Annotated in this window: 12 protein-coding genes, 2 tRNA genes and 1 other annotated feature; all 14 genes read right to left on the bottom strand. The window is 34.7% G+C overall.

Annotated features, from left to right (window positions below; translation table 11 throughout):
• Window positions 1–17 precede the first annotated feature (17 nt).
• Complete coding sequence (rpoB, locus tag HALHA_RS00930) at window positions 18–3,260, bottom strand: DNA-directed RNA polymerase subunit beta (protein WP_015325922.1); 3,243 nt, start codon at window positions 3,258–3,260, stop codon at window positions 18–20.
• Between the two features lie 272 nt (window positions 3,261–3,532).
• Complete coding sequence (gene rplL, locus HALHA_RS00925) at window positions 3,533–3,904, bottom strand: 50S ribosomal protein L7/L12 (RefSeq protein ID WP_015325921.1); 372 nt, start codon at window positions 3,902–3,904, stop codon at window positions 3,533–3,535.
• 25 nt (window positions 3,905–3,929) lie between these two features.
• Entirely contained in the window at window positions 3,930–4,448 is a 519-nt protein-coding gene (gene rplJ / locus HALHA_RS00920; RefSeq protein WP_015325920.1) for a 50S ribosomal protein L10, read from the bottom strand.
• 75 nt (window positions 4,449–4,523) lie between these two features.
• Window positions 4,524–4,674, bottom strand: a sequence feature (ribosomal protein L10 leader region).
• Window positions 4,675–4,729: 55 nt separating this feature from the next.
• Complete coding sequence (gene rplA / locus HALHA_RS00915; RefSeq protein WP_015325919.1) at window positions 4,730–5,425, bottom strand: 50S ribosomal protein L1; 696 nt, start codon at window positions 5,423–5,425, stop codon at window positions 4,730–4,732.
• Between the two features lie 55 nt (window positions 5,426–5,480).
• Window positions 5,481–5,906, bottom strand: coding sequence for a 50S ribosomal protein L11 (gene rplK / locus HALHA_RS00910; protein ID WP_015325918.1), 426 nt, complete (start codon window positions 5,904–5,906; stop codon window positions 5,481–5,483).
• A gap of 548 nt (window positions 5,907–6,454) precedes the next feature.
• Window positions 6,455–6,985 (bottom strand): transcription termination/antitermination protein NusG, encoded by a 531-nt coding sequence (gene nusG / locus HALHA_RS00905; RefSeq protein ID WP_015325917.1) that lies wholly within the window; start codon window positions 6,983–6,985, stop codon window positions 6,455–6,457.
• A 35-nt stretch (window positions 6,986–7,020) separates the two neighbouring features.
• Entirely contained in the window at window positions 7,021–7,230 is a 210-nt protein-coding gene (gene secE / locus HALHA_RS00900) for a preprotein translocase subunit SecE (RefSeq protein WP_015325916.1), read from the bottom strand.
• 38 nt (window positions 7,231–7,268) lie between these two features.
• Window positions 7,269–7,345: transfer RNA gene (locus tag HALHA_RS00895), tRNA-Trp, on the bottom strand.
• Window positions 7,346–7,362: 17 nt separating this feature from the next.
• Complete coding sequence (rpmG, locus tag HALHA_RS00890; protein WP_015325915.1) at window positions 7,363–7,512, bottom strand: 50S ribosomal protein L33; 150 nt, start codon at window positions 7,510–7,512, stop codon at window positions 7,363–7,365.
• 161 nt (window positions 7,513–7,673) lie between these two features.
• Window positions 7,674–8,858, bottom strand: a complete 1,185-nt coding sequence (gene tuf, locus HALHA_RS00885) for an elongation factor Tu (protein WP_015325914.1) — start codon at window positions 8,856–8,858, stop codon at window positions 7,674–7,676.
• Window positions 8,859–8,953: 95 nt separating this feature from the next.
• Window positions 8,954–9,029: transfer RNA gene (locus tag HALHA_RS00880), tRNA-Thr, on the bottom strand.
• A 166-nt stretch (window positions 9,030–9,195) separates the two neighbouring features.
• Window positions 9,196–9,843, bottom strand: coding sequence for an RNA polymerase sporulation sigma factor SigH (gene sigH, locus HALHA_RS00875; RefSeq protein WP_015325913.1), 648 nt, complete (start codon window positions 9,841–9,843; stop codon window positions 9,196–9,198).
• Between the two features lie 142 nt (window positions 9,844–9,985).
• On the bottom strand, window positions 9,986–10,789 hold the full coding sequence (locus HALHA_RS00870) for a VanW family protein (RefSeq protein ID WP_015325912.1): 804 nt from the start codon (window positions 10,787–10,789) through the stop codon (window positions 9,986–9,988).
• Between the two features lie 2 nt (window positions 10,790–10,791).
• Window positions 10,792–11,541 carry a 23S rRNA (guanosine(2251)-2'-O)-methyltransferase RlmB gene (gene rlmB / locus HALHA_RS00865; RefSeq protein WP_015325911.1) on the bottom strand — a complete coding sequence of 250 codons (750 nt, stop codon included), beginning with the start codon at window positions 11,539–11,541 and terminating at the stop codon, window positions 10,792–10,794.
• Between the last annotated feature and the right edge of the window lies 1 nt (window position 11,542).

Raw genomic sequence — 11,542 nt, 5'->3', positions numbered from 1 at the left:
CTACTAAATTCATAGAATTATTCATCTTCATTATCTAGATCGCCAATCCCTAGCTTTTTAGAAGTCTTATTAACCTCTTTTTCATCTAGTGATAATTTGTTTTCATCTTCGGAATAGATATTAGCATCAAGTCCAATACTCTGCATTTCTTTAATTAATACCTTAAAGGATTCTGGAATACCTGGCTCAGGAACATTTTCTCCTTTAACAATGGATTCGTAAGCTTGAACACGACCTACTACATCATCTGACTTAAGAGTTAACATTTCTTGTAGAGTATGTGCTGCACCATAAGCTTCTAAGGCCCAGACCTCCATCTCACCAAATCTTTGACCACCAAATTGTGCTTTTCCACCTAGTGGTTGTTGGGTAACTAAAGAATAAGGACCTGTAGATCGACCATGCATTTTGTCATGGGCTAAGTGGTGTAACTTAAGCATATACATTACTCCTACTGTTACTCGTTCTTCCACACGCTCTCCTGTCCTACCATCATAAAGAACAGTCTTTCCATCACGCGGTAAACCAGCTTCTTCTAGAGTATCTTCTACATCTTGTTCAGTTGCTCCATTAAATACAGGAGTGGAAGTATGAATTCCTAAAGCTTTAGCTGCCATACCTAAATGGGTCTCTAACACCTGCCCAATATTCATTCGTGATGGTACCCCTAATGGATTTAATACAATTTCTACTGGTTCACCATTAGGTAAATAAGGCATATCTTCTTCAGGCAGTATTCTAGATATAACCCCTTTATTTCCATGACGTCCAGCTAATTTATCTCCAACAGTAATCTTTAGCTTTTTAGCTACATATACTCTAACTAACTTATTAACTCCTGTTTGTAAATCATCACCATCTTCACGGTCAAAGACCTTAACATCAGTTACGATTCCTTCTTCTCCATGTGGAACTTTAAGTGATGTATCTCTTACTTCACGTGCTTTCTCTCCAAATATAGCTCTTAATAATCTCTCTTCAGCAGATAACTCTTTTTCACCTTTAGGAGTCACCTTACCTACTAGGATATCTCCAGCTTCAACCTCAGCTCCAACTCTGATAATTCCTCGTTCGTCTAAATTCTTTAGAGACTCTTTACTTGCATTTGGAATTTCACGAGTTATCTCTTCAGGGCCTAGTTTAGTATCTCTAGCCTCTGCTTCATACTCTTCTATATGAACAGAAGTTAAAGCATCTTCTTTAACCAAGTTTTCATTAATTAAAATTGCATCCTCATAATTATAACCTTCCCAAGGCATAAAGGCTACTACACAATTACGACCTAAAGATAATTCTCCTTTATCAGTAGAAGGACCATCAGCAATAATCATTCCTTTTTCTACTTCATCTCCTTCTCTAACAATTGGCCTTTGATTCATACAACTACCTTGGTTAGAACGAGAAAATTTAGTTAATTTATACTTATCTATTGTATCTTCAGCAGTTCTAACAAGAATTTTATCTCCTGTTACTTTTACAACTTCTCCATCATTTTTAGCAACTATAGTTGCACCAGAATCTTTAGCTACTTCATATTCAATTCCTGTACCAACTAAAGGTGCATCTGGCTTTAATAAAGGTACAGCTTGTCGCTGCATGTTAGCTCCCATTAAAGCACGGTTTGCGTCATCATTTTCAATAAATGGAATTAAAGCTGCAGAAATACCAATAATTTGTTTAGGAGACACATCCATATAATCTACTTTAGCAGGATCAATTTGAATATCTTCTCCATTATGACGAGCAAACACTTGCTCTCCAATCAACTTCCCATTTTCATCCGTTTCTTCAGTAGCTTGAGTAATTATATGATTATCTTCTTCATTAGCATTCAGATAAACAATCTCATCTGTTACAACTTCATCGACTACTTTTCTATATGGTGTTTCAATAAAACCAAACTCATTTGTTTGACCATAAATACACAATGAACCAATCAAACCGATATTTGGCCCCTCAGGTGTTTCAATTGGACAGATTCGACCATAGTGAGTATGGTGCACATCACGTACGTCAAATCCAGCTCTTTCTCGACTTAAACCACCTGGTCCTAAGGCACTCATTCTTCGTTTATGTGTTAATTCAGATAATGGATTAGTCTGATCCATAAACTGCGATAATTGTCCACTACCAAAAAACTCTTTAATAGCTGCTGCTATCGGTCTAGTATTAATTAAGTTTTGAGGAGTGATTACATCAAGATCTTGAATAGTCATTCTTTCTCTTACTACCCGCTCCATCCTTGATAAACCAATTCTAAACTGATTCTGCAATAGCTCCCCTATTGTCTTTAACCGTCTATTACCTAAATGATCAATATCATCTATCTTTACATCATCATCTTCGTTAACTAATCCAACCATATATTTTACGGTTTTTATAATATCTTCTTCTTTTAAAGTTCTTTCATTTAAATCATAATCCGTTCCTAACTTTTGATTGATTTTATACCGTCCAACCTTAGCTAGATCATATCTTTTTGGATCAAAGAATAATGATTCAATTAAATTTTGAGCACTCTCAACAGTTGGTGGTTCCCCAGGACGTTGATTTTTATATAGTTCAATCAGTGCTTCTTCTTGAGTTTCAGTATTATCCTTCTCAATTGTTTTATGAATTACTTCATGATCTCCTAACAAGTCAATCAATTCAGCATCTGTTCCAAAACCTAATGCTCTAAATAAAACAGTACTTGGCATTTTTCTATTTCGATCTACTCTAACAGAAATAATTCGTTTTTTATCATATTCAAATTCAATCCAAGCACCACGATTAGGAATTATACTTCCATTGTATAATATTCTTCCATCTTTAGTTACTTCCTTATCATAGTAAACCCCAGAAGAACGAATTAACTGGTTGACGATTACTCTTTCAGCTCCATTAATAATAAAAGTCCCTCTATCTGTCATTAATGGAAAATTAGCCATAAATACATCTTGTTCTTTAATTTCACCAGTATCTTTATTAATTAATCTTACCCTAGCATTTAAAGGTGCATCATATGTGACATCACGATTCTTACTTTCAACTTCATCATACTTAGGATCATCCATGGAATAATCAATAAACTCTAACACTAAATTATCTGAGAAATCTTGAATTGGAGAAAGTTCATCAAATAACTCCATAAGTCCTTGATCAAAAATCCATTGATAAGACTCTGTTTGTGTCTTTACTAAATAAGGCATTTCCATTTCACTTTCTACTTTAGCAAAAGTACGCCTTTCCCTCTTTAACGAGTTTGCTGGCTTGGCCATAAAATTGTCACCCCCGCAGATTTTATCAAACATTAAAAGAAATAAAAAATCTGACCCATACCTTGACTACCATTTATATTTACTCATTTTATACAAAATATGTATCTAAATGTAAACTATTAAATTATTTTTAGAAATCACTATAACAATGATTAATAGTAACATACTATGAATTTATTGTCAAGAAAGCTGAAATAAATAAGGTAAAAAAGCACCCTGTTATGCAAACAGAGTGCTTTTATTCCTAATTGTTATTCTATTAACAGTATGAATTACTTAAGTTCAATTTCTGCTCCAGCTTCTTCTAATTGTTCTTTAATTTCTTCTGCTTCTTCTTTTTCTAAACCTTCTTTTACAGGATTTGGAGCGTCATCTACTAATGCCTTAGCATCCTTAAGTCCTAAGTCAGTAACTTCTCTTACAGCTTTGATTACCTTAATCTTACTTCCACCAGTACCAGTTAAAACAACATCAAATTCAGTTTGCTCTTCAGCACCAGCACCACCAGCAGCAGCACCAGCAGCAGGGGCAGCAGCAACTGGAGCAGCACTCACATCAAATTTTTCTTCTAATTCCTCAACCAATTCTGCAAGTTCTAAAACCGTCATTTCCTCAATAGCTTCTAAAATATCTTCTTTATTCATTCAAATCTCCTCCTTGAAATTTATATTAGTCTTCTTTTTGTTCTTTAACAGCATTAAGCGCATAAGCTAAACTTTGTAATGGATAATTTAATGCATGAACTAAACCAGAAATAGGCGCTTTCATACCACGTGCAATCTGTCCTAATAAAACCTCACGTGGTGGAATATCAGCTAATGACTCAACTCCCGCTGTATCAATTAGTGTTCCCTCTACAATTCCTGATTTAATCTCTAAGTCATCATGATCTTCAGCAAAATCAGCTAATACTTGAGCTGGAGCAACTGGGTCTTCTTCAGCAAAAGCAATAGCAGTTGGCCCAGATAAATATTCTCCAATCTCTTCTACCCCAGCTTCTTTAGCAGCTAAGTAGGCAAGAGTATTCTTTACTACTTTATAATCTACACTAGCATCTCTTAATTTATCTCTTAATTCCGTTACTTCCTCAACATCCAAACCACGATAATCAGTTAAAACAGCTGATTTAGCAGTCTGAAATTTCTCAGTTAATTCTTCAACAACTAATTCTTTCTCTCTTCGAGCCACTTATCACTCACCTCCTTGTAATTACAAGAAACTAAAAAGAGTCTCCGCCGTAGCCGGAGACTCTAATAACCAAGGGGTAATAATAAAATACTAAGTTTAAGACTAAAATTAAGCTTAGCTTAAACCATAAACTTAAACGTAAACTTAGATTTATTACCGGCCTCGGCAGGCTATAAATTTAAGCTTTAATAGCACCTACTATCTTCGGCTACGAATTATATTCTTTTATCACGAAAAATATTATAGCACACTTTATTAAATCAGTCAACCCATATATACATTTAAGTAGTTAAATCTAATATTTCATTAGGATCTAACTTAACTCCAGGTCCCATTGTAGACGCAACAGAAATATTAAGTAAATATCTACCTTTAACTCCACTAGGTCTAGACTTAACTATAGCTCGCATTAGACCTTCAAAATTATCATATAAATCATCAAGTGAAAAGCTAGCCTTTCCAATTGGAGCATGAACATTTCCAGATTTATCAGCTCTATACTCAATCTTACCAGCTTTAAGATCATTAATTGCATCTTCCAAGTCAAAAGTTACAGTACCTAATTTAGGGTTTGGCATCATTCCTTGCGGTCCTAAAATAGGTCCTAATTTACCTACTACACTCATCATATCTGGAGTAGCAACTACCGCATCAAAATCCATCCAACCATTCTGAATTTTTTCAGCTAATTCTTCTCCACCTACTACATCTGCGCCAGCAGCTTCTGCTTCTTTAACCTTTTCTCCCTGTGCAAAAGCAATAACTGTTACTTCTTGTCCTGTCCCATTAGGTAATACATAAGTATCTCTAACCTGTTGGTCATTTTGACCAGGATCAATACCTAACTTAACAGATAATTCAATAGTTTCATCAAAGTTAGCAGTAGCAGTTTCTTTAGCTAATTCTAAACCTTCACGAACACTATATTCTTTGTCTCTATTAACTTTATCCATTGCTTGATTATATCTTTTAGACATTATAATACCTCCTATGTGGTAATAACGGATAAATCCTCCCACGTATTTATAATAATTATTCTTCTACAACAAGTCCCATACTACGAGCAGTACCTTTAATCATACTCATAGCAGATTCCAAAGATGCAGCATTTAAATCTTCCATCTTTAACTCTGCAATTTCCTTTACATCATCTAGACTAACAGTTCCTACTTTATTAACATTAGGTTCTCCAGAAGCTGTCTCAAGACCAGCAGCTTTCTTTAATAAATCCGCTGCAGGTGGAGTTTTAGTAATAAAATCAAAAGAACGGTCAGCATAAACTGTAATCTCAACCGGAATAATATTTCCAGCTTGATCAGCAGTTTTAGCATTAAATGCTTTACAAAATCCCATAATATTAATTCCGTGCTGTCCTAATGCAGGACCAACGGGAGGAGCTGGACTAGCTTCACCAGCAGGAATCTGTAAACTAATCTTACCGACGACTTTCTTTGCCATTGGTCATACCTCCTTGTTTTAACTTATCTAATCTAAAACCAACTAAATATCATTATAGTTACCTAGTGGATATGATTTACCACTAGGATTTGTGATTCTCTTAAACCAATCTCCCTTGCGGGATAATTCCCTTCTTTGTCGCAGAATCATATAGATTCTTGCTCTTAAAGTTAGATAGAGAACATAACCACTTCTTCTATCTCCCTGATTTAGTCAATAGCCAGGGTAAAAATACCCTGAAATGGGGCTTATGCACTTTCGGTATTAGCTTTTCATATCCAGAAGAACTAGACTTAGACGAGGTTTCTTCCTTAGTGCCACAGAGTAGTTTACAGAGCAAGGCTCTGCCTGCGATTTGGAACTGATGGATACATTCCAAAGTGTGATACACTGTTGAGTTTAATAAAAACTCTTTAACCAAATAACGTAAATCATTGTGCTAAAGATATTTCTATCCTTTACACTCCCTAAACCTTGAGAGCAACGAAACAGTTTTACCTAACTTTAAACACTATTAATTAGTAATTTACAACCTATTTTGTAGCTCTTTATACTTTTTCTACTTGGCCAAACTCTAGTTCAACTGGAGTTTCACGGCCAAACATAGAAACTTGTACTATCATTTCTTTAGTTTCATAATTAATTTCTTTAATTACACCAACATGATCTTCTAATACACCATCAGTTACTTTAACTTTTTGATCTATTTCTAAATCTGTATTGGCTTTAGCTAATTCTTCCATTCCCATATCTTGCTTAATCCTTTGGATTTCTTCCTCAGAAACAGGCACTGGGTCTGTTCCTGCACTAGCAAAACCAATTACTCCAGGGGTATTGCGAACAACATACCAGGAATCATCATCCATAATCATTTGAACCAGGACATATCCTGGGAAAATCTCATCCTTCTTGACTGTCTCCTTACCGTCTTTTACTTCTACTTTATCTTCAGTAGGAATCAAAATATCAAAGATTTTATCTTCCATCCCAGTACTTTTAACCCTTTGGGTCATATTAACTTTTACTCGTTCTTCATTACCAGAATAGGTATAAATAGCATACCAATTGCGTTCACTCATAAAATAGGACTCCTAGTCGAGGAGCCACACCCCCTCTAGTCAAGTATAAGTGGCCGAATAAGCTGAGAAAAGACAGCATCAACACCACCAATAAATAATCCAACAAGTAAAACTACAGCTATAACTACACCTGTATAAGAAATTAATTCAGTTTGGTTCGGCCAATTCACTTTTTTCAATTCAACCTTTACTTCACGAAAAAACTTCTTTATCTTCTCTAAAGCACTTTTATCTTTTTTAGCCATTTATCACACATCCTCATTGAATGATTTGGTTTGCTAAATGGCAGGTCTGGAGGGAGTTGAACCCCCAACCTTCGGATTTGGAGTCCGACGCTCTAGCCAATTGAGCTACAAACCTACATAAAACATTTTTAATTATCTAGTTTCTTTATGAAGAGTGTGTTCTTTACAAAATTTACAGTACTTTTTCAGCTCCACTCTTTGACGTTGATTACTTGGATTCTTAGTAGTACTATAATTACGTCTCTTACACTCTGTGCAAGCTAAAGTAATTATTTCCCTCATTAACTGCCACCTCCTCAGAGTGCACACCAACTATAACCCTTACACCGGATACACTTTATCATATTATATACCAAAAGTCAACAATTATTCCTTTAGAATCTATAAAAAACAATAGAAAAGCAGGGATCTTAACCTGCTTTTCTAAGGTGGTTAAAACTCAATTATTCAATAATTTCAGTAACAACACCGGCTCCTACTGTCTTTCCACCTTCACGAATCGCAAATCTTAACCCTTCTTCCATTGCTATCGGAGAAATTAACTCTGCATCCATCTCAATATTATCTCCAGGCATTACCATATCTACGCCTTCTGGTAAGTTAATTGTTCCTGTCACATCTGTTGTTCTGAAATAAAATTGTGGCTTATATCCATCAAAGAATGGAGTATGTCGTCCACCTTCATCTTTACTTAGTACATAAACCTCTGCTTTAAATTTAGTATGTGGTGTAATAGAACCTGGCTCGGCTAATACTTGTCCACGCTCTACATCCTCTTTATCAATACCTCTTAATAAAGCACCAACATTATCTCCTGCTTGAGAAAATTCCATTTCTTTTCTAAACATCTCAAGTCCTGTGATTACTGTATCTTCTGTCTCTTTAATTCCTACTATCTCTGCTTCATCTCCTACTTCTACTCTTCCTCTCTCTACACGTCCTGTCGCTACTGTTCCACGACCTGTGATTGTAAAGATATCTTCAATTGGCATTAAGAATTCTTTATCTGTATCTCTTTCTGGAGTAGGAATCTGCTCATCTACTGCATCCATTAATTCATTAATAGCATCTGCCCATTCTCCTGTTGGCTCTTCTAATGCCTTTAAAGCAGATCCTGTAACTATTTCTGCTTCGTCTCCATTAAAGTCATATTCGTTAAGTAATTCTCTTACTTCCATTTCTACTAACTCTACTAGCTCTTCGTCATCTACCATGTCTGCTTTATTTAAGAATACTACAATTTCTGGTACCCCTACCTGACGAGCTAATAATAAGTGCTCTCTTGTTTGTGGCATTGGCCCGTCCGCTGCAGATACAATTAAGATTGCTCCATCCATCTGAGCTGCACCTGTAATCATATTCTTTACATAGTCTGCGTGACCTGGGCAATCAACGTGAGCATAATGTCTGTTAGCAGTTTCATATTCTACGTGAGATGTTGCAATTGTAATTCCTCTTTCTTGTTCCTCTGGTGCATTATCAATCTCACCAAATTCTACTGACCCTTCTTCTCCTGCTGCTAATACTTTTGTAATTGCAGCTGTTGTTGTTGTCTTTCCATGGTCTACGTGTCCAATTGTACCAATATTAACATGGGGTTTACTTCTCTCAAACTTTTCTTTTGCCATCTTTATTCCCTCCTAATTATTCCTAAATTTTATCATTAATTAAATATAACTTTATGATTACCTAGCTTATTATGTAACGATATTCAGTTTTAGATTGGAGCCCACAACCGGATTTGAACCGGTGACCTCATCCTTACCATGGATGCGCTCTACCGCCTGAGCTATGTGGGCAAATAAACCTCTGCGCAAGATATATAATACCACTGCTAGCCACAGCATTAACGATATTATATATCCTTTGCTTAAAGAGGTCAAGAGTTAAATCAATTGATTGAATTAAATCATATCCCATATAATCCATTTAACTCCAATTTAATACTCTTATCTCTACTTTTAATTAGAAATCATTTTCTTCTAAAAAATCATTGATTTTATTTTTAATTCTCTGTAAAGCATTATCTACCGACTTGACATGTCTATTCAATGTATCAGCAATTTCATCATAACTTTTATCCCGTAAATATTCTTTTAATACAGCAAATTCCAAATCACTTAACATTTCTTTAATATTTTTTTCTAAATAATCATATGCTTGATTAGTAACAAATATCTTTTCAGGGTCATGAATTTTATGACCCTCTAAAACATCTAATAAAGTTCTATCAGATTCCTTACTAAAAATCGGTTTGTCTAAGGAAACATACGAATTTAGAGGTTGATGTTTTTGTCTGGTAGCTGTTTTAATAGCAGTAATGATCTGTCTGGTAATACATAATTCAGCAAAGGAACGAAAAGATGCTAATCTATCAACCTCATAATCCCTAATCGCCTTGTATAAACCAATTAGCCCTTCTTGGATAATATCTTGTCGATCAGCTCCTATTAGAAAATAGGACTTAGCTTTTGCTTTTACAAAATTTTTGTATTTTTTTATCAAATATTCTATAGCTAAATTATTTCCTTGTTGGGCCAATTCCACCAATTCATCATCTGACATATTATTATAATTAGCATACACCTCTTGCTGTGAGATTGGTTTTGCCATAATTTCCTCCACCCTTATCTATTATAATTCAGTATCTTATAATCTAGCTTATTGACTTATTATTATAACCGCTTCTTCATTATTATAACTTACATAATCCATCTCAGTCAAGAAGAGGTAAGTTGAAACTTTTTCCTTCATTTTATTCTTTAGGATTATATTTAATAATTTTAGGCTGCGGAGGATAAATATCTGTAGAAATAATTTCTGTTTCAATTATTTTTTTTCCTGTAGTTATTACCTTTTTAACTGTGACTTTAAATCCTTTTCTACCAGAATTCAAAATCCTTGTAGTTCCTTCTTCTAAATTATAATCTATTATTTTTTTTACTTTAGCTTTTAGCACTTGTGGTTTAGTGGTAATTATTTCTACTTCTCTTTCCAAGTAATTACCAAGAATACTCACTGTCAATTGCCCTCTAGTCATTTGAGCCATTATCATTAAAGGGGTAGATGTATTGTTTTTAAACTTAAAATCTATTAAATTATAATATACAGTAGCTCCTCTACCTAATGGTACATAACTTACTGGACGAGAATGATTAGATCTAGTTACTACTTCTAAATCAGCTAATAAAATAGCATTGTATAATGTAGATGAAAGTTGACAAATTCCGCCTCCAATTCCAGGAGTCAATTTACCATTAACTATCTCTGAAGCTGATTTAAATCCTCGCTCTTTTGTTCGCGGGCCAACCTCCTTGTTAAATGAAAAGACTTGACCAGGTAATACTACTGTTCCATTTATTTTTTGGGCTGCTACTTTTATATTTGTAACCCGATTTTTATCTTCAGGATTAAAATAAGTAGTATAGGTAGAAGTTATGTTATGTAAGTTATACTGCTTAATCTTTTCTATCACTGACAAATTTAGTGCCATACTAGAATCAATTGAACTTACTAAACAAATAATCAATAATATCTTGATTATAACTAACTTTTTCACCTTTAACCTTCCATTCTTTGCCGGATAGAATCATAAATTAAGATCCCAGCAGCTACTGAAGCATTTAAAGAATCTACTTTACCATTCATTGGCATCTTAACTAGAAAGTCACACTTTTCTTTAACTAACCTTCTCATACCTGTCCCTTCACTACCTATTACTAACCCTAAAGAGCCTTTTAAATCAGCAGTGAAATAGTTTTGTTCTCCACTTATATCAGCTCCAGCTATCCAAAAACCTTTATCCTTTAATTGATCTATACTTCTAGCTAAATTAGTCACTTGAGCTACTGGTACATGTTCAATTGCTCCAGCAGATGCCTTAGCTACTGCTGGCGTAAAACCAACTGCCCTTCTTTTGGGAATTATCACTCCATCAACACCTGCTCCATCACAAATTCGCAAAATGGCTCCAAAATTGTGTGGATCCTTAATTTCATCTAATAAAACTAAAAATGGAGCCTCTTTATCTGCAGCAATACATTTTTCTTTAGCATATTGTACCAAATGATCTAACTGCCAGTATTTTAAATCTTGGGCCAAGGCAATAACCCCCTGATGAGCATGTGACTTAGCCATATTATTTAGTTGGCCCTTATCCACCTTTTTTATTTCAACATCTTCTTGTTTAGCTAAATCATAAATAGTATCAATTGCAGCTCCATGAGCACCTTCTAACATTAAAATCTCTTTTATCTTTCTATCACCTTTTAAAGCTTCAATAACCGGATTTCTTCCTTCAACTTGAGCCATT

The sequence above is a fragment of the Halobacteroides halobius DSM 5150 genome (genome assembly GCF_000328625.1).
Taxonomy (GTDB): domain Bacteria; phylum Bacillota; class Halanaerobiia; order Halobacteroidales; family Halobacteroidaceae; genus Halobacteroides; species Halobacteroides halobius.
Note: the sequence above shows the minus strand (reverse complement) of the source record. Positions and strands in the feature narration are given on the sequence as shown.

Coding starts and splice junctions, on each gene's coding strand:
- rpoB (WP_015325922.1), bottom strand. CDS start 3,260: ATGGCCAAGCCAGCAAACTCGTTAAAGAGGGAAAGGCGTACTTTTGCT.
- rplL (WP_015325921.1), bottom strand. CDS start 3,904: ATGAATAAAGAAGATATTTTAGAAGCTATTGAGGAAATGACGGTTTTA.
- rplA (WP_015325919.1), bottom strand. CDS start 5,425: ATGTCTAAAAGATATAATCAAGCAATGGATAAAGTTAATAGAGACAAA.
- rplK (WP_015325918.1), bottom strand. CDS start 5,906: ATGGCAAAGAAAGTCGTCGGTAAGATTAGTTTACAGATTCCTGCTGGT.
- nusG (WP_015325917.1), bottom strand. CDS start 6,985: ATGAGTGAACGCAATTGGTATGCTATTTATACCTATTCTGGTAATGAA.
- secE (WP_015325916.1), bottom strand. CDS start 7,230: ATGGCTAAAAAAGATAAAAGTGCTTTAGAGAAGATAAAGAAGTTTTTT.
- rpmG (WP_015325915.1), bottom strand. CDS start 7,512: ATGAGGGAAATAATTACTTTAGCTTGCACAGAGTGTAAGAGACGTAAT.
- tuf (WP_015325914.1), bottom strand. CDS start 8,858: ATGGCAAAAGAAAAGTTTGAGAGAAGTAAACCCCATGTTAATATTGGT.
- sigH (WP_015325913.1), bottom strand. CDS start 9,843: ATGGCAAAACCAATCTCACAGCAAGAGGTGTATGCTAATTATAATAAT.
- rlmB (WP_015325911.1), bottom strand. CDS start 11,541: ATGGCTCAAGTTGAAGGAAGAAATCCGGTTATTGAAGCTTTAAAAGGT.